At 62.7% G+C, this 21,376-nt stretch carries 21 protein-coding genes and 1 tRNA gene; 14 read left to right on the forward strand and 8 right to left on the reverse strand.

Translation table 11 applies throughout. From position 1 onward, the window contains the following. Positions 1-136 precede the first annotated feature (136 nt). The 6 genes from acs (at position 137) to AWB83_RS06690 (ending at position 7,209) form a co-directional block, all read left to right on the forward strand. Positions 137-2,119, forward strand: a complete 1,983-nt coding sequence (gene acs / locus AWB83_RS06665) for an acetate--CoA ligase (protein ID WP_087043536.1) — start codon at positions 137-139, stop codon at positions 2,117-2,119. 81 nt (positions 2,120-2,200) lie between these two features. Further along, positions 2,201-2,539, forward strand: coding sequence for a DUF4212 domain-containing protein (locus AWB83_RS06670; protein ID WP_087043538.1), 339 nt, complete (start codon positions 2,201-2,203; stop codon positions 2,537-2,539). Beyond that, entirely contained in the window at positions 2,536-4,560 is a 2,025-nt protein-coding gene (locus AWB83_RS06675) for a sodium:solute symporter family protein (RefSeq protein ID WP_087043540.1), read from the forward strand. Before AWB83_RS06670 ends, AWB83_RS06675 begins: the two co-directional genes overlap by 4 nt. A gap of 43 nt (positions 4,561-4,603) precedes the next feature. Next, a tRNA-Ser gene (locus AWB83_RS06680) sits at positions 4,604-4,693 on the forward strand. 495 nt (positions 4,694-5,188) lie between these two features. Beyond that, positions 5,189-6,292, forward strand: a complete 1,104-nt coding sequence (locus AWB83_RS06685; RefSeq protein WP_087043542.1) for a hypothetical protein — start codon at positions 5,189-5,191, stop codon at positions 6,290-6,292. A 53-nt stretch (positions 6,293-6,345) separates the two neighbouring features. Continuing rightward, positions 6,346-7,209, forward strand: coding sequence for a PH domain-containing protein (locus AWB83_RS06690; protein WP_087043544.1), 864 nt, complete (start codon positions 6,346-6,348; stop codon positions 7,207-7,209). A 674-nt stretch (positions 7,210-7,883) separates the two neighbouring features. On the opposite strand, the gene AWB83_RS37530 is transcribed toward AWB83_RS06690, so the two are convergent. Both AWB83_RS37530 and AWB83_RS06695 read right to left on the reverse strand, forming a co-directional pair. Further along, complete coding sequence (locus AWB83_RS37530) at positions 7,884-8,018, reverse strand: hypothetical protein (RefSeq protein WP_279629079.1); 135 nt, start codon at positions 8,016-8,018, stop codon at positions 7,884-7,886. A gap of 171 nt (positions 8,019-8,189) precedes the next feature. After that, positions 8,190-9,128 carry a CHAD domain-containing protein gene (locus AWB83_RS06695; protein ID WP_244197607.1) on the reverse strand — a complete coding sequence of 313 codons (939 nt, stop codon included), beginning with the start codon at positions 9,126-9,128 and terminating at the stop codon, positions 8,190-8,192. A 76-nt stretch (positions 9,129-9,204) separates the two neighbouring features. Here AWB83_RS06695 and AWB83_RS36945 point away from each other — a divergent pair, with 76 nt between their 5' ends. Further along, entirely contained in the window at positions 9,205-9,498 is a 294-nt protein-coding gene (locus AWB83_RS36945) for a hypothetical protein (RefSeq protein ID WP_159463021.1), read from the forward strand. A gap of 71 nt (positions 9,499-9,569) precedes the next feature. On the opposite strand, the gene AWB83_RS06705 is transcribed toward AWB83_RS36945, so the two are convergent. The 3 genes from AWB83_RS06705 to AWB83_RS06715 form a co-directional block, all read right to left on the reverse strand. Next, positions 9,570-10,055, reverse strand: coding sequence for a hypothetical protein (locus tag AWB83_RS06705; RefSeq protein WP_087043550.1), 486 nt, complete (start codon positions 10,053-10,055; stop codon positions 9,570-9,572). 191 nt (positions 10,056-10,246) lie between these two features. After that, the gene (locus AWB83_RS06710) at positions 10,247-11,734 is read right to left on the reverse strand and encodes an esterase-like activity of phytase family protein (RefSeq protein WP_087043552.1); all 1,488 of its coding nucleotides are present in this window, start codon (positions 11,732-11,734) and stop codon (positions 10,247-10,249) included. Positions 11,735-12,198: 464 nt separating this feature from the next. Further along, positions 12,199-12,483, reverse strand: coding sequence for a hypothetical protein (locus tag AWB83_RS06715; protein ID WP_087043554.1), 285 nt, complete (start codon positions 12,481-12,483; stop codon positions 12,199-12,201). Positions 12,484-12,723: 240 nt separating this feature from the next. Here AWB83_RS06715 and AWB83_RS06720 point away from each other — a divergent pair, with 240 nt between their 5' ends. After that, on the forward strand, positions 12,724-13,293 hold the full coding sequence (locus AWB83_RS06720; protein ID WP_087043556.1) for a hypothetical protein: 570 nt from the start codon (positions 12,724-12,726) through the stop codon (positions 13,291-13,293). Positions 13,294-13,568: 275 nt separating this feature from the next. Then, positions 13,569-14,306 (forward strand): DUF2968 domain-containing protein, encoded by a 738-nt coding sequence (locus tag AWB83_RS06725; protein ID WP_244197608.1) that lies wholly within the window; start codon positions 13,569-13,571, stop codon positions 14,304-14,306. 66 nt (positions 14,307-14,372) lie between these two features. On the opposite strand, the gene AWB83_RS06730 is transcribed toward AWB83_RS06725, so the two are convergent. Continuing rightward, the gene (locus AWB83_RS06730; RefSeq protein ID WP_087043558.1) at positions 14,373-14,597 is read right to left on the reverse strand and encodes a hypothetical protein; all 225 of its coding nucleotides are present in this window, start codon (positions 14,595-14,597) and stop codon (positions 14,373-14,375) included. An 85-nt stretch (positions 14,598-14,682) separates the two neighbouring features. Here AWB83_RS06730 and AWB83_RS06735 point away from each other — a divergent pair, with 85 nt between their 5' ends. Next, positions 14,683-14,925, forward strand: a complete 243-nt coding sequence (locus AWB83_RS06735; RefSeq protein WP_087043560.1) for a hypothetical protein — start codon at positions 14,683-14,685, stop codon at positions 14,923-14,925. A 60-nt stretch (positions 14,926-14,985) separates the two neighbouring features. On the opposite strand, the gene AWB83_RS06740 is transcribed toward AWB83_RS06735, so the two are convergent. Beyond that, positions 14,986-15,492 (reverse strand): PRC-barrel domain-containing protein, encoded by a 507-nt coding sequence (locus tag AWB83_RS06740; protein WP_087043562.1) that lies wholly within the window; start codon positions 15,490-15,492, stop codon positions 14,986-14,988. 157 nt (positions 15,493-15,649) lie between these two features. Here AWB83_RS06740 and AWB83_RS06745 point away from each other — a divergent pair, with 157 nt between their 5' ends. Beyond that, complete coding sequence (locus AWB83_RS06745) at positions 15,650-16,330, forward strand: ribonuclease HI family protein (RefSeq protein WP_087043564.1); 681 nt, start codon at positions 15,650-15,652, stop codon at positions 16,328-16,330. Between the two features lie 39 nt (positions 16,331-16,369). On the opposite strand, the gene AWB83_RS06750 is transcribed toward AWB83_RS06745, so the two are convergent. Then, on the reverse strand, positions 16,370-17,113 hold the full coding sequence (locus AWB83_RS06750; RefSeq protein WP_087043566.1) for an SDR family oxidoreductase: 744 nt from the start codon (positions 17,111-17,113) through the stop codon (positions 16,370-16,372). Between the two features lie 219 nt (positions 17,114-17,332). Between AWB83_RS06750 and AWB83_RS06755 the strand changes: the two genes are divergently transcribed. The 3 genes from AWB83_RS06755 to AWB83_RS06765 all read left to right on the forward strand — a co-directional run bounded on the left by AWB83_RS06755 (position 17,333) and on the right by AWB83_RS06765 (position 21,343). Continuing rightward, positions 17,333-18,505: a porin gene (locus AWB83_RS06755; RefSeq protein WP_244197609.1), complete on the forward strand. Its 1,173-nt coding sequence runs from the start codon at positions 17,333-17,335 to the stop codon at positions 18,503-18,505. A gap of 64 nt (positions 18,506-18,569) precedes the next feature. After that, positions 18,570-19,202 carry a LysE family translocator gene (locus tag AWB83_RS06760; protein WP_087043568.1) on the forward strand — a complete coding sequence of 211 codons (633 nt, stop codon included), beginning with the start codon at positions 18,570-18,572 and terminating at the stop codon, positions 19,200-19,202. A gap of 587 nt (positions 19,203-19,789) precedes the next feature. Next, a complete protein-coding gene (locus tag AWB83_RS06765; RefSeq protein WP_087043569.1) occupies positions 19,790-21,343 on the forward strand; it encodes a peptide MFS transporter in 1,554 nt (517 codons plus the stop codon). The last annotated feature ends 33 nt before the right edge of the window (positions 21,344-21,376 follow it).

The following is a 21,376-nucleotide window of genomic DNA, read 5'->3' on the forward strand; positions in this document are numbered from 1 at the left end:
ATCTGCCGTGCCGCGACGGCACGGTATAAGGAGACAAGGTTCGGCCAGGGAACATCATCTGCTTTCCGGCTATCGAATCTCATAACATGCGGTGCGCGCGCCGCCGGATTTGGAATCACCATCAGAGGGGTTGTCGATGTCTGCGATCGAATCGGTTCTTCATGAAAAACGCGTGTTCCCGCCCTCCGCCAAGGCATCGGCGGGCGCGGCAATCTCCGGCATGGACGCCTACAAGGCGCTCGTCGCGGAAGCCGAGCGCGACTACGAAGGCTTCTGGGCGCGCCTCGCGCGCGAAACGCTTTCGTGGCACAAGCCGTTCACCAAGGTGCTCGACGAATCGAAGGCGCCGTTCTACACGTGGTTCGAGGACGGCGAGCTCAACGCGTCGTACAACTGTCTCGACCGTCATGTCGAGGCGGGCCGCGGCAACGAGAACGCGATCATCTTCGAAGCCGACGACGGCACCGTCACCAACGTCACCTATCAGGACCTGCTCGATCGCGTCTGCCGCCTGGCGAATGCGCTCAGGAAGCGCGGCGTGAAGAAGGGCGACCGCGTCGTGATCTATCTGCCGATGTCGGTGGAAGGCGTGGTCGCGATGCAGGCCTGCGCGCGCATCGGCGCGACGCATTCGGTGGTGTTCGGCGGCTTCTCGTCGAAGTCGCTGAACGAGCGTCTCGTCGATGTCGGCGCGGTCGCGCTCATCACCGCCGACGAGCAGATGCGCGGCGGCAAGGCGCTGCCGCTCAAGAGCATCGCTGACGAAGCGCTCGCCGCGGGCGGCTGCGAGAAGGTGAAGGATGTCATCGTATACCGGCGCACGGGCGGCAAGGTCGCGTGGAACGAAGGGCGCGACGTGTGGCTGCACGAGATCGTCGAGAACGAATCGACGAAGTGCGAGCCGGAGTGGGTGAGCGCGGAGCATCCGCTCTTCATCCTCTATACGTCGGGTTCGACGGGCAAGCCTAAGGGCGTGCAGCACAGCACGGCGGGCATTCTGCTGTGGGCCGCGCAGACGATGAAGTGGACCTTCGACATGAAGCCGGGCGATATTTTCTGGTGCACGGCGGACATCGGCTGGATCACGGGGCATAGCTACATCGCGTACGGGCCGCTTGCGATCGGCGCCACGCAGGTCATGTTCGAAGGCGTGCCGACGTATCCGCACGCGGGCCGCTTCTGGGAGATGATCGCGCGCCACAAGGTCACGATCTTCTACACGGCGCCGACGGCTATCCGCTCGCTCATCAAGGTGTCGGAAGCGGATGCGAAGGTGCATCCGAAGAGCTACGACCTGTCGACGCTGCGCGTGCTCGGCACGGTCGGCGAGCCGATCAATCCGGAAGCGTGGATGTGGTACTACGAGAACGTCGGTCGCGGCGAGTGCCCGATCGTCGATACGTGGTGGCAGACGGAAACCGGCGGCCACATGATCACGCCGCTGCCGGGCGCGACGCCGCTGGTGCCGGGTTCCTGCACGTTGCCGCTGCCGGGCATCATGGCCGCGGTCGTCGACGAGACCGGTCAGGACGTGCCGAACGGGCAGGGCGGCATTCTGGTCGTGAAGCGTCCGTGGCCGGCGATGCTGCGCAACGTGTGGGGCGATCCGAAGCGTTACCAGTCGAGCTACTTCCCCGAGGAGCTGGGCGGCAAGCTCTATCTCGCCGGCGACGGCGCGGTGCGCGACAAGGAGACGGGCTACTTCACGATCATGGGCCGCATCGACGATGTGCTGAACGTCTCCGGCCACCGTCTGGGCACGATGGAGATCGAATCGGCGCTGGTCGCCAACCCGATCGTCGCGGAAGCGGCGGTCGTCGGCCGGCCGGACGATACGACCGGTGAGGCCGTGGTCGCTTTCGTCGTGCTGAAGCGCGCGCGTCCGGAGGGCGATGAAGCGAAGCAGATCGCCACCGAGCTGCGCAACTGGGTCGGCAAGGAGATCGGTCCGATCGCCAAGCCGAAGGACATCCGCTTCGGCGAGAACCTGCCCAAGACGCGCTCCGGCAAGATCATGCGTCGTCTCCTGCGCTCGCTCGCGAAGGGCGAGGAGATCACGCAGGACGTCTCCACGCTGGAAAATCCCGCGATTCTCGATCAGCTCGGCGAAGCGCGTTGATCGAGTTCCGGCTGCTGCCGCTCATCGAGCGGCGCGGTCGATCCTTATTGCCGACGCCATGCGGTTTTGGTAAATAACCGCATGGCCATATCTCCCGCCGATTCCTCCCTTCCGACGTCTGCCGCCCCGCCGTCCGTGTCGGTGGCGATGGCGAGCGCGCATCGCGCGTACTGGCGTTTCAACGTCGCGCTGATCGGCGTGTTGATGACGATCGGCTTCGTCGTGTCCTTCGGCTTGCCGCTCTTCGCGCAACGCCTCGGGCACCTGCGCATCGCGGGTTTTCCATTGCCGTTCTATTTCGGCGCGCAGGGCGCGATTCTCGTCTATGTCGCGTTGATCGTCGTGTATATCGTGCTGATGCAGCTCGCCGATGCGCGTCTGTTGCGCGTCGCCAGGACGGAGCAAGGCGACGCGGCATGAAGCTCACGAACCGGCTCATCGTCTACTACGCGCTCTATACGCTCGGCTTCCTGTTGTTCATCTTCCTGATGGAGCGCATCGAGCGCACGACGGGACCGGGCATGTGGATCGGCTACGTGTTCCTGTTCGTGCCGATCGCGGTGTATGCGGTGATCGGCCTCTTGTCGCGCACGTCGGATCTCGTCGAGTACTATGTCGCGGGCCGGCGCGTGCCTTCCGCCTTCAACGGCATGGCGACCGCCGCCGACTGGCTTTCGGCGGCTTCGTTCATCGGGCTGGCCGGCTCGATCTACGCGAGCGGCTACGACGGCCTCGCCTACGTGATGGGCTGGACGGGCGGCTACTGCCTCGTCGCGTTCCTGCTCGCGCCCTACGTGCGCAAGCTCGCGCGCTACACGATTCCTGATTTTCTCGGCACGCGCTTCTCCAGCAACCTCGTGCGTGCGCTCGCGGCGATCGCGGCGATTCTCTGTTCCTTCGTCTATCTCGTCGCGCAGATCCAGGGCATCGGGCTGATCGCGTCGCGCTTCATCGGCATCGAGTTTTCGATCGGCATCTTCTGCGGGCTCGCGGGCATCCTCGTGTGCTCGTTTCTCGGCGGCATGCGCGCCGTGACGTGGACGCAAGTGGCCCAGTACATCATCCTGATCAGCGCGATGCTCATTCCCGTGTCGATGATCGCGCATCGCGAAGGGCTCGGCTGGCTGCCGCAGTTCAACTACGGTCGCGTGATGGAGCGCGTCGAGTCGCTCGAGCGCGCGGTCGCGGTCTCGCCTGACGAGGCGCGCGTGCGCGCCGATTATCAGCGCCAGGCGGCGCAGATGCAGCAACGCATCGACGCGCTGCCGCAGTCGTTCCACGACGAGCGCGCGCGTCTCGTTGCCGAGATCGCAGAACTGCGGCGACACAACGGGCCGCTGCGCGAGATCAACGAGCGTGAGCGCGAGCTCGCGGTGTTTCCGCATGATCCGGTCGATGCGCAGGCCAAATGGTCGCGCGAACGCGATGCGCTGACCGAGCGCGTCGCCGCGCCCGTGCCGATGGCGGAGGCGTTCGCGCCGGGCTCGGCGGGGGACGAGAGTCCGCGCGTGCATCAGGTGAACTTTCTGTCGCTGCTGCTGTGTCTGTCGATCGGCACGGCGAGCCTGCCGCATATCCTCACGCGCTACAACACGACGACCTCGGTGGCGTCGGCGCGGCGCTCGGTCGGCTGGACGCTGTTCTTCGTCGCGTTGTTCTACCTGACGGTGCCGGTGCTCGCGGTGCTCATCAAGCACGAGATACTGACGGGGCTCGTCGGTCATCGCTTCGCGGATCTGCCGCAATGGGTGACGCAGTGGCGGCGCGTGGAGCCGTATCTGATCCGCATCAGCGACGTGAATGGCGACGGCATCGTGCGCTGGGCGGGCATCCAGATGCAGCCGGACATGGTGGTGCTGGCGGCGCCCGAGATCGCGGGTTTGCCGTATGTGATCTCCGGCCTGATCGCGGCGGGCGCGCTGGCGGCGGCGTTGTCCACGGCGGACGGGCTGCTGCTGACGATCGCCAATGCGCTGTCGCACGATGTCTACTACTGCATGGTCGATCGCCGCGCCTCCAGCCAGCGGCGGGTGACCATCTCGAAGATTCTGCTGCTCGGGGTGGCGCTTCTGGCGTCGTATGTCGCGTCGCTCAACGCGGGGAACATTCTTTTTCTGGTGGGGGCGGCGTTTTCGCTCGCGGCGTCGAGTCTCTTTCCGGCGCTCGTGCTGGGCGTGTTCTGGAAGCGGACGACGCAGCGCGGCGTGGTCGCCGGGATGATCGCCGGGCTCGTCGTGTGCGTGTATTACATCGTGTCGACGTATCCGTTCTTCATGCAGTTGACCGGTTTCGCGGGGCCGCGCTGGTTCGGCATCGAGCCGATCAGTTCCGGCGTGTTCGGCGTGCCGGCGGGGTTCACGGTGGCCATCGCGGTGAGTCTCTTCGATCGCAAGCCCGATGCTTATACGCGCGCGCTCGTGGATTACATTCGCCATCCGTAGGGGCTGGCGCGGTCGCGGGAACTTGGTATAATCGCGGACTTCCGGAGAGATGGATGAGTGGTTTAAGTCGCACGCCTGGAAAGCGTGTATAGGGTAAAACCTATCGGGGGTTCGAATCCCCCTCTCTCCGCCAGAATAAATTCCAAGCCGTTGATTCTCAGGGGATCAGCGGCTTTTTGCTTTCTGGCCTCGAGCAGATTTCCTCAACAGGCCGCATCGAAGCCTGGTTGTTCCGGCACGACTCAAACAAATGCTCGGTCGCTTGCGCAAACCCGTCACGGCGACGCTGCGAGCCAGCTACCTCGAAAAAAACTGACGTGTGCGCGTTGCGGAATTCGATTGCCACAGTCATATCACGTCCGTTCCTTGCAGGAAAATCCTGGACGTAAATCTGCGCGAATTCGATGCAATTGTTTTGTTCGTCCTTATCGCCCGATTCGCGACAGACCCTTTTGTCCAGAGGAATCAGGCCCAGTCAAATAACCAAAATCGAGGGAGAAGGGCTGGAGTTTGACTAAGCTATTTTGCAAATCCGGGCCTTGCCATCGTATCTCGTCAGGTGCGCCTAAAGTTTCCCGAAATTCATCCGTAATGTCGATGTTGGCCCGCTGCAGACCCGGATGGCTGTATGCCTGCTTTTCAGCTAGCGGAAGGCAGTCCAGATCAGAAGTGTGCCAAGTGTCTCAACCTGTTCGACTTTATGGTGCTCATGAAAAGAACCTTCCTACTCCTTCTCGGCTCGGCAGCATTGATTTCCCAAGCACAAGCAAAGGATATTCGAGACGAACTCAATATCCAGACAGGCAAGGCGGTACTTGTCATCTCCGACGTGACGCCGCAGCAAGCGGCGGAGCAGGTGAAAGACGCAATCACTCAGTTCGCCATTCCGACCAGCTTGAATTACCACCCGATTCCGGCGCCGCTGCCAGTCAGGCCGGGCTCTCCAGTCGAGAAGCAGGTCGTTATCCAGGGCGCCCCCGCAACCGACTATTCGTGCGACGGCTCTTACGCGGAAATCACGAAAACGCCGCCCCCGGTACAGAACGCATTTTATTTCAACCGCGAGGCACTGCGCTCCTGTCTGTATGCCTTTCAAGGCGGCGTGAAGGTCGAGATGATTTTTCACGTCATGCGCAAGACCGAGTCTTTGACTGGCGGGTTGTTCAACGGCATTACAAAGGCCATTCGCGGCAGCGACGGCGAGCGAATCGCCGGTCAGCTCAAGGAAAATATCGAGGAAATCAAGAAGAAGCTGCCGACCACATTGGTAGTGCGCATTGAGGCCCCCGGTCTGCCGATCGAGGAGCCGGATAAGGATGTCGTGGCGAAACTGATTCCGCCTCTGACGGATGCGGAGCTGGCTGCTCAGGCGCCACAACGCCCTGCGCCTGTGGCGCCTGCTCCGCAAGCTCAGGCCCAGGCGGCGTCGCAATTGGATGGCGGTGTTGACCTTTCATTGCTGGGCGCGCGCAAGGAACTTACCGCGATGGGTTTCAAATTCTATGACCAGGACCAGTTCGTGGATGCCGCTCGCCGAAATGATTTCCTGACGGTTCGCCTTTTTCTGGCGGCCGCGGCAATTCATCCGGGCGCCCCGGACAGCAAAGGGGAAACCGCTTTGAGTTTTGCAAATGACAACGCGGAAATGAAGTTTTTTCTGACCACATTCGTCGAAGCGGAAAAGCAGGGGAAATATCCCGGGAAAATTGGCGAGACCATTCTTTCAAAATAAATATTTAGCTCGAATTTTGGCTGAACTATTCGATGTGACTGCACAGCACATTTGTGCCTATCTTTTATAAAATCTATTTTTCATTGAAAATGAGCGGAGCTTCTGATATTGTGGGTAACTCTGATGAGGGCGCGGTTGCCAATCGAGACGGCGTGTTACCTCTTCATCACGTTGACAATCTTGTAACGCATGCCGAATCAAGTATAGGTGATGCGCGTGTTACCGCCATTGCGCAACAGCTTCTAAACTATGACCCTGAGGCTATGGTATGGCAAGACTCGCCGGCCTTGGCGCTGATGCTGTCCAGTGTGCTCAAGTGGCTTATTCTTGTTCTCATTTGGTTGGCCGTCCTGGCGGTTCTTTCGCCTTCTGCTTCGGCACCGAAAGCCGATATTGTCCAACCGGCTCAGGTTGAAAAAACCGAGTCTGATAAGCACTCCCGTGGCAAAAAGACAGTCCGTGCGGGCAGCAAGGGTGCAAACTCGGCAAGTGAGGCTAATGTGGCATCTAACGAAGGCGCCTCGAACGGTCGAACTGCGGCGCAGGCAACTTCAGCAGGTAAGAGCGACGATACCTGGTATTACGTCGTGAAATGGATTGGCATCTTGATTATTGTTTGTCAGCTCTATAAACACCTTGCTTGGGCATTGAGACTAAAGAGCATCAGGTACAAGATGTCCTCGCAACGCTTGATTATTGAGTCTGGTATTTTCAGCAAGGTGACCAACACATACGAACTGCACAAGCTTGGTGCGGGCCAAATTCAAAGCCCGCTTCTGCCCAGGATGTTTGGTTGCTCGAATCTTTACGTTGGGGTTTGGTTGAGTGGTATCCGCAACGCCGAAGCAGTGCGGGATCTCATTCGCAATGCCGGGCAAATCGAGGCCAGCAGGATAGAAAAAGCGCGATGGCGATAATACGCCTCTGGGCAATCGCCTGGAAAGCCTAAGCCCGGAGTTATTGTGTCTCCCTTTGGCTGCCCGGGCCCTTGATCTTCGAGGGCCGCTTTTTTCCTCGGTACGACTGCACGCCGGGCTCGTCGCGCCAGATGCGCGACGAGAGCGATTCCAACATTTCCCTGACGCTCGCCTCATTCACCGACAGGCGTACGTCAAATAAGTTAGACATGCAAACGAAAAATGCATTGCGCATTACTCACGGCGGAGCATCTACGCTCATCATCACGATATCGAAAGGGGAAGCAGCGGATCAGATAGAGAGGGGAGTGTCGTAAGAGCAGTGGGCGCCGTGTTGGCTGTGCCTCTAATAATGCTCGATCGAATCTTGCACATGGCAGGGCGCAGCGGCCGTGCGACCCACCTCTTACGACATTGATAAGGATAGTCGATTCGAATCGAAAAGGAATCGGGATAATCGCGTTGTGCGCACTAACCAACCTTACGCGCAAACGTGATCGGTTCGGCGGCGAACTGTTTCAGGTCTCGAATGCTGACTGCAAGCGAACGCTGAGATGGGATCGCGTTCGGATGCTGCTCCTGGGGCGTCGGGCAAAGCGGTGTGTGACGGCGCTTTTCGCGCGATGCCTTTGCTCTTGTGCGTTGCGACACCCGCTCGAGCCGCTCATGACCGATCAGCCGAACAGTCGCGCAACCCGGCGCCAGAGCGCATGCCAGCGGCTCGGCGTGACGGTGCGCGAGGCGTCCATGTCGCGCTCCCAGTTTTCCTGTTCCTTGCGCGTCTGCGTGACGAGTGTTCCGAAGTACATGGCGAACTCCCTGTGCGGGTATCGATGACGGAAGGCGTCGGCGGATGCCACTGCCATGCGTTCAGAATGCCGCTGCCGCGTCGCACGCGAAACCCGCATGACGATGCCGGCCCGTAGCAGGGAACGACGCCGCCGCACGAGGACGGACAAAAGGAGGGGGCGGGTGCTGCCTCAGGCGTGATGAGTCAGCGAGCGCAGGCGTTTGACCGCGGCGCGCGATTCGCCGCGCCGTTCCTTGTCCAGCCAGCGCACCGCCTCGCCGATCGCGTGCTTGTCGGCGAGCGCCGGAGCGACGCGGCGCACGACGGCCTCGCTCGCGAGCACGTCGTTGAGCTTGCCGAGCGCGGCTTGCGCGGCGCTCAGATGCGCCATCGTGTGCCGATGCCCGCGTTCGAGCACCGGCGCGAAGAGTTCGAGCAGGCATTGCAGTTTGGTCGCCGCCTCCTCGATGCTGCGCAGCGTCTTGGCATCCACTCGCTTCATCCTGGCCGCGCGAAGTTCTCGCTTGCTGAGCAGGTCGTCGGCGAGCGAGACGCGCTGGCGTGCGAACGCTTCCAGCGTGCGATCCCCGCCGCGCGTCTCGAGGCATCGGCGCGCATCGGCGAGTGCGCGGCGCAGGAGCACGTCGACGTGCGCCTTGCGGATCGTCACGCAGATGGCCACCGACGCCTCGCGCCGCTCCTGTCGCAGCGTGCGCACGACGGGCCCCAGACGCGCGCAGTCCTTGCGCGCACGGTCGAGCAGATCGCACGCGGCATCGATTTCGTACGACTCGCCCGCGATATCCGCGAGACGTTTGAAGCGCTTGCGCACGACGCGCGCCTCCTTCTCGTCGAGCAGTGGCTCGAACGCCCACCACAGGGCGCGCAGGCGCCGCAAGGTCGAGCGCAGGCGATCGAGCAATTCGGCGTCGGCGCGCTCGGCCATCTGCTCGGTCTGCAGGAACGCTTCGGCCGCGAGCGGCGCCGTCAGCATGACGAAAGCATCGGCGACGGGTTGATCGCGCAGCGAGAAGGGATCGGGGACGCGGATGCGCGTCGCGGCGGATTGAGGATCGAGCGAAGTGCTGAGGCTCTTTCGTGCGGGCGCGGGGTCGAAATTTGATGTCATCGTCTCGGTGTGCACTTGTATCGCAGGACTTTTTGTTCTATTTGCGTTTCTCGTCATGCGCCGGCGGTCCCCGCCGATGGTCCAATGGGTGCTGGCCGAAACCATAGGCACGCAGAATGTCATCCATATGACAACGCCGGGAATTTCCGGTGAAAGCGTGCTCGCGCCCGCGGCAGCATGTCTGCTGCGCGTCGTGGAAGTGTCACGCGAACCTTGCGATGCGGTCCTTCGGCTTGCCCTCGTCGCGCTCGCATGCGCTGATCGGCTCGATCATCGCTGGTGGTTCGATGAATCAGTTGATGCGCGGCCCGCGCTTTACGAGGAGGCGAAGAAGAACCGTCCGCGGGCAGCGCGCGACGGCCGAGCTTGACGCTGCCCGCGTCGATCGCGCTGGCCGCCGCTTTTTACCGGCTCTTCAGTACATCTCTGAGCGCATGACGCTCAGGCGTTCGCCGGGCGGCCGGTCTTGACCGTTTCCAGCGCCTTGATCGCGGCGATGAGGCGCTTGTCCGGCGCGGCGTCGAGCAGCGAGAGCGCGGCGCGCAGCAGTTCGCTCTTCTTGACGCGCACGCCGTTGTTCAGGCACTTCTGCTTGAGCGTGGCGATCTTCGCGTAGTCCGATTTGGGCATCGTGAAGCTGTCGCGCACGACTTTCTCCTTCTTCACGCGCTTGGTTTTTGCGTCGGGCTTCGCCGGGCTCTTGACAGCATCCTTTGCAGCGGTGGCTTCGACCGCGGGCGCCTTCGCGGCCGGCGCCTTCGCCGTGGCCGACGCCTTCGCCTTGGTCTTGGGCGTGGCGGCTGCCTTCGCTTCCGTCTTTCTGCTGGCCTTGCCCTCGACCTTCGCGGGCGCCTGGGCCTTGTCGTCGGCGCCCTTGGGGAAGTGGAACGCCTTCTTGGTCGGCGCCTTGACTTGCGGTGTGTTCATCCGTTCTCTCCTCGTCGTGTGAAGAAAACAGTATATACGGTTTATGCCACCGCAGACCGCGCGGACGCGCCGGCGCATTTCGTGAACGCACACGGGAAAGCGTTGTCCGTCAACGGGATAGGCGCGCGCTTCGCAGGTTATCTCCACGCTTGTCCACCGAAACTGTGGACAAGCGCTTGTTGCGGGCCGCGCTACCTGCCGTGACCGTGGCCGTCGTGGTCGTGATCATCGTGATCGTCACGGTCGATGCGGCAGACCTTGTCGTCGCGGCCATGCGTGCCGGGCAGGCGTTGCGCGACATAGCCCGGCAGATCCGCCGGATCGACGGCGAACACGAAGAACTGATTCGGATTGTCGATGCCGTTCGGATGATTCGTGTCCGTCACGGTGCCGATGAAGTCGTTGTCGTTCGCGATGAACAGCGTGTGCTTGAGCACGCCGCCGACGCGCACGTCCGGTCCGAACGCGAGGCTTTCGAGCTTCGCGGGAATCTCGGTCGACGCGATGCCATGCGCATTCAACACGCCGACGACATCGAGGAAAAGCGTCTTCGGCAGCGCATAGGGCGCGAGGCCGCTCTCGCCGCTCGTCTGGCTCACGTCCTGCGCGCCCGAGGTATCGACGTGATACACGCGCTTGATCCTGGCCGTCGAGTCGTCGCCGAGTCCTTTGCCGTCGCGCTCGTCGAGCAGCAGCTCGTGATCGTTCACGGCGACGATATCGCTGATCGTCGGATAGTTGGGCTTGTCGGCCGTGCCCATGTTCGTGAGCGGATAGGCGTACTGCGTCGTCTTGCCGGTGCGCAAGTCGATGCGCAGGATGCGCGTGTACGCGCCATTCGTGCCGCCGTCCTGCAGGAGCGGGCTCTGCATCACGCCGAAGAGCGCGTCGCCGTCCGGCGAGATCGCGAGACCTTCCATGCCCTTGTTCGCGACGCGGCCCGACGTGTTTTCGCTGATTTCGTCGTTGCCGATCGGGGAAAGCGTCGTCACCGCGAACGGCGCCGGTACGCGATATACCGCCATGCGCTCGCCCGTGCGGCGATCGAAGCGATAGATGTAGGGACCGTACTCGTCGGAGATGAAGACGCTCGCGCCGTCGCGCGCCACGCGGATGCTCTCCGGATCGAGGCGCGCATCGCGCGGATAGGTGGAAGGCTGCGTCGGCGTGAAGTTGTCCGAACGGCCGGTGAAGTAGTGCGTATGGTTCGCCGCGTTGAGCGCGGGCGCGCCGTTGCCAACGCCCGCCGCCGCGCCGTCGCCGTAGACGAGCGGCTCGCGCGTATGGAGCAGGGTCGTGTCGACGAGCTTTGGATCGAGCGTGTACGGCAGCGCGCCGCCCTTGCCGCCGGATTCGAGACGCAGGATCAGCGTCTGGAAGCGGTTGATGTACGACGCGGTGTCGTCGATGGCCTTGTTGTACGAGATTGCGTTCGGGCCGCGGTCGGGCACGGCGAGGAACGTGTCGCAACCGGCGTAGGCTAGGCCCGAGCCGAGGCCCCCGAGCAGGTTGCCCGGCGCGCCGTTTTCGAGCGGCGCGGCCGTCGCCTTCGAGCGGTCGACGGCGTTGCCGCTCAACTTGCCGATGGCGATGAGATCGACACCCGCCCATGCGGACGAGCACGCGACGGTTAGCGCGGACAATACCAGCGACAAGGCACATGCACGAGCTCGAACCATGAACGTCTCCTATCGATTGATGAAACGAGATGAAGCCCGGCGGCCCGGTTCATGCGGATACGTGGCGCGGGCCGCGAAGCGGTTGAAAACGCAGTCGACGCCCGAGTCGGAAGCACTGCAGATAGTTCGTTTGATCGCGGAAGGTGAAGCGCGTCGGCGGCTGGGTGGTCGCCATGAGAGGCGATGCGAGGGAAGGAGAAGGCGACTGCGGCGCGCTTCGCGATGGGATGCCTGCGATGCTGCCGCTCGAGTTTCATTACGCTTCCCGTCCGCTTCGAATTGTCCCGCGCATTATTACGAACGACGGGTGACGTTTGTATGACTTGGGAAACGACCCTTACGTGTGGGCGATGGCTATCGCTTTGTCCTTGCTGATTGTCACAAACTGTCACGAACGCTAGAAAGAAACGCCGGCGTGCAGCCGGCGTTTCATAAGAGCGCGCCCGGCACGCGCCCGCTGAGGGTTACTGCTTGATCGTCCCGGTCGATTGCGAGTTCTGCGGCGTGCCCTGCGACGGGCTGGGCGACATCCCCTGCTCCCGTTGCTGCATGAGCGTGCCGCTGCTCGACGAACCGGACTGCACGCCGCCCTGTGAAGAGTCGCCCGCTCGCGGAGCCGGCACCGTGTCGTTCCGGCCCGGCTGCATTTGCTGCTGGCGCTGCATCAGTTGATCGCGCGACATTTCCTGACCGAATGCTGCGGTACTGGCGATCGCGACGAGCGCGCCAATGACTATCGTGGCTCTCATATCCGTCTCCTTGAATCCGGCGCAAGAAGCGCCGCTTGCAGCGTGGTTAGCATCGAACGTGCCGCGCCTGCAGGTGATTAGGACACGCCTTATTTATGTCTTAAATGGCTCTTAATGCCCGGAATGCGTATACCATTTCGGCTGCCGATCAACGTCGGCCGGTACGTTGCGGTTAGCGATCCGGATCAAATCGAATCGCTTGAAATCAGCAATAAACGGTTGAAGACTACGGAGTATTGCATGTCGATCACATTGCACGAATTACTGGAATGGCGCGATCGCTTGTCCGAAGATTCGGGAGAAGACGCGGACATGGTGCGTATGTTGATTGCGCGCCGCGAAGCAGAATTGCGCACGCATATCGCCAGTCTGGTCGCGCTGGTCAGCGAGCGAGAAAATTGGAAACTGAAACGATGCGCTATGGTTGCACGGCGTGTCGAACAAGCTTCGATCGTGCATCTCGAAGCAATTCACGACTATTTTCGCGACCGCAGCGAAGGACGTGCGCATTGCGAAACGCCGGATATGCTTGCCGACTTCCTTGCGGGCTCAGCGGCCTCGGACGGCGGGCAGGTTGAGGAAAGCGTCCAGGACGTGAAGATAACGGCGGGTGAGCGTTCCCCACTCATCACCGATCTCCACGGCCGAATGCAGACACTGGAATCGCGTGTGGCCAATGCACCAGGCCTGTCATGCGGCGTTCAGGGAATCAGGATCATGCGCATGGTCGCATTGATGTCGAAAGCGCGTTTCGCAGAAATCGCGAAAATGCGCGTGAGCGGCATGCAGGCGATTTATCGGCACGCGTGAATCCCGGCATTCGATTATTTCAGCCGGCGTGATTCGTCGGGAATTGCGTAATTTTGGGTAAATGCTTCCGGACTTCGATTGCAAGACGGAACGCCTCGCCTATACTGGATTTGACAGGTTATTCGTTTGGCAACGCGCTATTAACGTTCGTCATGCAGAATAATCGATGTCTGCATTCAGAAGATTCGAACGGTGATAACTGTCCGTTCGAATCTGGCCAACTCAAATGCATGACGGCTGGTCCGCGAACAGTGTCCGGACAGGGAGAGTCGCCCGTGAAAAGCCTGCTGAGCCGAAGAGGAACCCTGCTCGATACTGCGCCGTCGTTCCTCATGCAGCAAAAAGCGCATAGTGCGATCACGTTCGCCGCGTCCGAAAGCGACGCGGAAGACGAGCCTTCGGAAGAAGAAATCGGGAAAGTCCAGCCTGTCACGCGGATAACGCCGCTGAGGCCGGCGGCCGCGTCGTCGATACGGCCGGGCACGCAGGCGCTGCAAGCCGCGCAGATCGCCGAAGTGGAATGGCTCGTTCAACAGTCCGCGCTGGCCACGTTCCGCGCCTTCCAAAGCTTTGCGTTTTCCGCGAGCTTGTTGTTCCATCCGCGCGAGTTGATCTATTACGCGGTGCTGAACCACGAAGGCGCGGTCTGGCGCGTGCTGAAGGCGGGCGACATCGATGCGGCCGAGCCGGCATTTCGCCACTTCGTCGAGCAGGCGATGCGCCTCGCCGATGCCGAGATGCGGCGCGTGCATCTCGAAGCGCAGAACGAACAGTTCGCGCGTCTCATCGCCGATTCGGAAGCGCAGATCGAGCGTGTGCGGGTCGATCTCCAGCGAGGCAGCGCCCAGGATCAGGAAGTCGCATTGAAGCAGCAGGAAGTCCGCAAGGAACTGGCGCAACTCGAAGGGCGCCGCGTCGCCGCGCAGGTTCAGTTGAACAAGTTGCAGCGCCAGCTTCGTCAGTTGGACGCGACTGCCAACGACAACGTGCCGCACTTGCCGTCCGCACGATGAGCGCCCGGAGACGTATTAGTACGAGGTAACCGCGCGCGCATCGCGTAAAATGCGTCGCTCGGGCAGCTAGTCGATTCTTTCGGCATACTGTGCGCCGAATCTCGATATATACGTGCTGAGTCCGCGCCCCGCACGGGCGAGCCGTTTCATCTCCTCGACGTGCGCGCGGCCGGGTACGCGATAGTCATACAAATAGGTCGCGCCGTTGACGAAGCGCACCTTGATGGCGTGTCTCAGGATGTCGAATGCTTCGACACCCGAATTGCCGGCGAGATTCCGATAGTGTTGCATCGTGTCATCAGGCGCGGGCGAGCGCAAACGATTGCGCCATCTGCGCAGGCCTAAAGTTTCGTCGACCGGGACCGTTAAAGGTGTCATGGATAAAGATCAATTACCGTTCCTCGATTCGGACGATCCCCACTTCCAGCACGCGCGTGCGCTGAGCCTTTCGGTGGGCGCGATTCGCCGGGCACAGGGCAAGTGCAATCCGAACGACTTCCCGGTCGGCTCCCTCGAGTGGCACTTCGCCATCGAGGACTTCGCAGGCGACGTCCTGCGCGCGCTGATGGGCGAGACCGAAGGCGTCGACATTCAGGTCGGCGAGCGTCCGCTCGACTGACCGCGCGGGCGCCTCGCCGCCCGTCCTGGCCGCCGGTTTCCCGGCGGCGCATTCCCTCATTCATAGCTTGACGCCGCCCGCTTCGGGCGCATCCGCGCCTTCGGGCGGGATTGCGCCGGTCGGGCTGACATCGCTCGCGCGATCGTTCGACCAGTAAGGCTCGCGTCCGTAGTGCTGATGCACCGTGCTTGCCCAGACCCGATCGGCCATCGAGGGCCACGCGTCCTTGTCGAACCCGGGCGAGTTGCGGACCTGCTCGGCCGTGGCATCGATGCGGAAGCAACGGTTGTCGGTATCGAGCGTGAGCGCGCTCCACGGCACGGCGAGCAACTTGTTGCCGATGCCGAGAAAGCCGCCGCTCGACAGCACCGCATACGCGATGCGCCCGCTGCTGACGTCGAGCATGATCTCCTTGAGCGAGCCGACGTCGTGCCCGTCGGTGCTGATCACCGAATTGCCGTCGAGCGTGCTCGCGGCCATGACATCGGGTCCCGGGCCCGCAGCCGTCGCCGCGCCTTTGCCGACGATCTTCGCGCCGCCGGAAGATGACTCCATCGATTGACTCATGATCTGCTCCTTGCCTGGTTTGCCGGTTGAACGTGATGTCTTCCTGTCAACACGTTTCATGTGACATTCAGCAACGCACGTACCCATGCGGCGCGCGGGGCATCGAGCGGCCTCGGGCGTCTGCTAAGCTCGGGCTTCGTTCATTTCCCCCCTGCATATGATCGATTTCGAGGAACTGCTCGCCGTCGCGTACAAGAAAGAGCGCATGCAAAGCCGCAGGCTGGCCAGAGGCGCGGCGATATCCGAACACGCGGCGCTCCTCAGAACACTGGAAAAGTCGGCGGGCGTGCTGTCCTTGCGGGCTTTCATCGATGCGCGGCGGGCCGCGCAACTCAAAGATGCCGATGCGCAGCGTTCGCGCGAGATACGGCGCGCCGAGCGTACGCGCGAGGTGAAGCGACGCAAGGCGCAGCGGGAGGCGGGCGGATGGCGCGGCTGGTTCGACGGCTCGGCGCTGCCGAATCCCGGGCGGCTCGGCATCGGCGGCGTGCTGGTCGGTCCTCGTGGCGAGACGGTCGAGATCAGCGTCGTCGCGGGCTGCGGCGACAGCAGCATGGCCGAATATCTCGCGCTCATCGCCGTGCTCGAAGCGGCGTTACGCGAGAAGGCCCGCGATGTCGTGATCCATGGCGACAGCCGCGTCGTGATCGACGATCTGAGCGCGCCGGCAGGCATGGGCATCCGCGCGCTCGCGCAACATGCGGCGCGTGCCCGCGCACTGATCGGGCAAATCGGCGACGTGCGGATCCAGTGGATTCCGCGTGCGCGCAACGCCCGCGCGGATGCGCTTTCGCGCGAGGCGCTCGGTTCGGCGCGCGCAATGGTCGCGGCAGCCTGAGAACGGCCTAAGCGTTTCTTAAGCCGCGTCGCATCAAAGTCACGTCAGTTCGCGGACATCGGTGGTCGGCGTGTCGCCGAAGGCGTCGCTCAACAGGTAATCGATCAGCTTGCGCGCCGATTGCTCGGGCGTGGCGAGTTGGCCGTCGCGCTTGAGCGCCTCGAAACGCTCGCGCAGCGGGAAGCGGTCGAGACCGGTGTCGCGGATTTCCGCCTGCATGTCGGTGTCGACGACGCCCGGCGCGACGCTGCAGATGCGCAGCGCCGGGTTGCCGTCGAGCGCGACCGCGCGGGCGTGCTGATCGAGCGCGGCCTTGGTCGCGCAGTACACGCTCCATCCGGGATAGGCATTGCGCGCCGCGCCGCTCGAGATATGAACGATGCGCATATCCGCCGCTTGCTCGCTCGCCCGGACGACGGCGGGGGCGAGCATCAGCGGGGCGGCGACGTTTACGCTGACCGCGCGCGCGACCTCGACCGCCTTCTGATCCACGAGGCCGCCGACAGGCGCGAGCACGCCCGCATTGTTGACGAGTAGCACGCGTTCCGCGCCCGTCACGAAACCGCGCAAGGCGTCGCCCGCCAGCCATTCGGCGAGCGCGCCCAGGTCGGCGAGATCGAGTTCGACCTCATGCAGCGTGCCGGGATGGCGCGCCGCGAGTTCGGTGTTGCGTTTTCGTGAGATCGCGAGCACTTCGACGCCTTGCGCGAGCAGAATTTCTGCAAGCGCGGCGCCGAGCCCGCGGGTGTGGCCGGTGAGGATGGCTCGGGTCTTTTGAGGCATGGGACGTGGTCGGGTTGGCTGAGGGCGTCTCGATTCTAGCGGCAGGCGAAGGACCGCGTCGGCTATGCTCAACGGCGCTGTTCCGGCAAGGCAAAAAATGTGGAAAACGCTGGTTCGTTGGTTCCAGGACACAGAAGCGGACGAGGGCGTTGTTTTGACTGACAAGCCTCTTTATAAAACTGACAATCTTTTCCAAATGGAGAACCAACGGAGATGTCCATGCCGATGCGCCCGCAAGCTGTCCGATCTGCGTCGCCGATCTCCGGGACGGGTCTCGCCACCAGGCTTGGGGCGATTCCACGGGCGTTCCCGACGATCGTCTGCGCGGCGCTCACCGGCCTGCCCGCGGCGGCCTGGGCGCAAAGTTCGGTGCAGCTTTACGGCGAGCTCGACACGGGCGTCGCGTACGTCAACAACGTCGGCGGCCATGCCCAATACCGCCTGACGACCGGCACGATCGACGGCAGCTACTGGGGTCTACAGGGTTCCGAGGATCTGGGCGGCGGGGCGCGCGCGATCTTCCGGCTCGAGCGCGGCATTTCCGTCGCGACGGGCGAGGGCCTCAACGATCATCCGATGTACGTCGGCATCGGCAGCGATACGCTCGGCATCGTCACGTTCGGCCGTCAGTACGATTCGATCCACGATTATTTCCAGACCTTCACGCTGACCGGCAACGCCGGCGGCACCGCGTTCGCGCACCTGCTCGACAACGACAACGCCAACAACTCGTTCCTCGCGTCCAACTCGGTCAAGTACACGAGCGCGAACTACGGCGGCTTCAGTTTCGGCGGCCTGTACGCGTTCTCCAACCAGGCCGGCGCGTTCTCGGACAACCGCGCCTACAGCGTCGGGGCCAACTATTCGATGGGCTCGTTCAACGCGGGCGCGGCCTATCTGCACAACAACGGACGCGGTAACACGACGAGCGGCGCCTACGATTCGCTCACGCTGCCCGGTTCGGCGGCGAACTCGGTCTTCACGGCGAACGTGCAGCAGCAGAACACGTTCGGCGTCGGCATGAGCTACGAGCTCGGCGAATTCACGCTGAGCGGCGCGTTTTCCCGCGCGATCAACTCCGGCGTCACCGATGCCGATACCGGCGACCTGATGCCGTCGCTCGCCCTCAACAATTACGAGATCAACGGCATCTACAGGCTCACGCCGGCCATCATGCTGGCGGGCATGTACGTGTACACCAACGGCGGCGGCGCGCACTGGCACGAGGGCGGGCTCCAGGTGGACTATCTGCTGTCCAAGCGCACCGATATTTATCTCGAGTCGATCTATCAGCGCGCCTCGTCGGGCGCGCCGGCGGTGATCAACACCAACGACCCGTCGAGCGGCCGCAACCAGCTGATGATCGGCACCGGCATCCGGCATCGCTTCTGATGCTTCTGGGGGCGTGTCGCGCGTGCTAACTTAGCGGTCTCCTCCGCTGGTTCGCAGGTGTCCCATGTCGCTTCAGACTTTCTCGCTCTTCGTGCCCGCGTGCTTCGCCATCAATATGGCCTTCGGGCCGAACAACGTGCTGTCGCTGTCGAACGGCGCGCGCGACGGCGTGCGCGCGTCGGTGCTGGCGTCGTTCGGACGAATCGTCGCCTTCGCGATCATGATCGCCATCGCGGGACTCGGACTCGGCGCGTTGCTGCTCGCATCGCAGACGCTTTTCACCGCCATCAAATTCGCGGGCGCCGCGTATCTTGTCTGGATCGGCGTGAAGCTGATCCGCTCGGGGCCTTCGCTGGTGGTGAAGGAAGAGGGCGCGGCGCGGGGGCCAGTGAGTCTCGCGCGGCTCACGAAGCAGGAATTCTGGGTCGCCGCGGGCAATCCGAAGGCGATTCTCGTGTTCACCGCGTTCTTTCCGCAGTTCGTCGACCGAAACGCGTACGCGACGAGCTTCGCGATCCTCGGCGCGACGTTTCTGCTGCTGGAACTGGTCGCGATCGTCATCTATGCCGCGCTGGGCGCGCGGCTCGGCTCGCTCTCGCGCGGCGCGCGCGGCCTCGCGTGGTTCAATCGCGCGAGCGGGGCGCTCATGATCGGATTCGGGGTCATGCTGGCTTTCGTGCGTCGGCCGGCGACCTGATCCAGTGAATACCGGCACAGGATTAATGACGGCGATTATTATGTTTCGTTATAGGGAATAACGCCTTTCAAGTTCCAGGGGCTAATCCGGAGTGACCTGCGGTACGAATATCAACACAATGCGCCACTCGCGAATCGCAATGAGCTTGCGATTCGCTTAAATCAACCGACACGCGCAAAAGCGATCCTTTCGCGCGTTTCGAAAGCCGCAATGGTCGCATGCGCGTCACACGCGAGCAGGCGATCGTAGAAAACGGAAGGTCGATGAAAGCTCAATTCTCCGCATTCCCGGCGACATCGCGTCGCGCATCCCTCTGGGGTTTCCTCCCTGACACTGTTTCGCTGACCCGCTTGGGTCGTACGCCGTGCGCCTTCGCAAAATCGGCCTGGCCGGTATTCATTGCCCAAAAGCAAAGCCATTACGCCAATTTGCGATAATCACGCGCTTCGTTCGCGGATAATCGCCTGCGTATTCATCCGATGATTTCAAGGCGAAACGCGCGCCTCGCGTGTTCGTGTTTCGTCATCGCGCGTGAGCGGCGCCTTGTTTCGCCGTTCCGCCTCTCGCTGTCTGAAGGATCTCGTTCAATGGTTAATCACTCGTCCGGCTCATCGCAGACGCGCTCGTTCACGACCGTCTTTCTGATCGAAATGTGGGAGCGTTTCGGCTATTACGGCATGGCCGCGCTGCTCGTGCTGTTCATGGTCGACAAGATCGGTTTCGCCGACGATCACGCCAACCTGACCTGGGGCGCCTTCACGGCGCTCGTGTTCTCCGCGCCGTCGATCGGCGGCTGGATCGGCGACAAGGTGCTCGGCGCGCGCCGCACCATGACCGCGGGCGCGCTCGTGCTCGCGCTCGGCTACTTCATGCTGGCGTTGCCGTACGACACGCTCGGTTTCATGTATGCGTCGCTCGGCGTGATCGTCGTCGGCAACGGGCTGTTCAAGTCGAACGCCGCGAACCTCGTGCGCCGCATCTATGAAGGCGACGACGCGCGCATCGACAGCGCCTTCACGATTTACTACATGGCCGTGAACATCGGCTCGACCTTCTCGATGCTGGCGACGCCCTGGATCAAGGACCACTGGGGCTGGCATGCCGCGTTCGCCGTGTGCTGCGGCGGCATGGTGCTGGGCCTGCTCAATTTCGCGCTGATGCGCCGCACGCTCGCGCATACCGGCTCGGCGCCGGACGAGGAACCGATCCGCTGGTTGCACGCGTTCGCGGTCGCGGCGGGTGGCGTGGCGCTTGCGGCGTCGACGGTGTTCATCCTGCAGCACAAGGCGGTGGCCGTCGCGTGCGTGTACACGGCAGCCGTCGCGATTCTGGCGATCTTCGGCTACATGCTCAGGAAGTGCGATCGCAGCGAGCGCGCCGGTCTCGTCGCCGCGCTGATTCTCACGCTTCAGGTGATCCTGTTCTTCGTCTTCTATCAGCAGATGTCGACCTCGCTCACGCTGTTCGCGCTGCGCAACGTCGATCCGTCGTTCTCGATCGGCGGTGTCGGACTGTTCACGTGGAGCGCGGCGCAGTTCCAGGCGCTCAATCCGATCTGGATCATGCTGCTGAGTCCGATCCTCGCGCTCGTCTACACCCGCCAGGCGCGGCGCGGACGCGACATTCCCGTGGCGGCGAAGTACGCGCTGGGATTCGTCGTCGTGGCCGTCGGCTTCTTCGTGTTCGGCGTGAGCGGACGCTACGCGGTGGACGGGCGTGTGTCGTCGTGGTTCATGGTGGCGGGCTACGGCCTGTATTCGCTCGGCGAGCTGCTGGTGTCGGGCCTCGGCCTCGCGATGATCGCGCGCTACGTCCCCGCCCGCATGAGCGGCTTCATGATGGGCGCCTATTTCGTGGCGACGGGTGTGTCGCAGTATCTCGGCAGCGTGGTCGCCAATTTCGCGCGCATGCCGGCGGGCAACCTCGAGCCGGTTCAATCGCTGCCGCTGTACACGCAACTCTTCTTCGGGCTCGGCTGGCTCGCGGCGGGCGGTGCGGCCGTCGCCGTCGTGCTGCTGCCGTTGCTCGGCAAGCTCTCGCGGGCGCATCAGCGCGCGGTGGAGGAGGCGGTGAATGTCCGCGTGGGTCGGCGCGAGCCGATGCAGCCGGTCGTGGTGTCGTTGAATGCAAACAACGTTTGACGCGCGCGAATGATCTGGTCTATAATTTACTTC

It is taken from the genome of Caballeronia ptereochthonis, assembly GCF_001545075.1.
GTDB lineage: Bacteria > Pseudomonadota > Gammaproteobacteria > Burkholderiales > Burkholderiaceae > Caballeronia > Caballeronia ptereochthonis.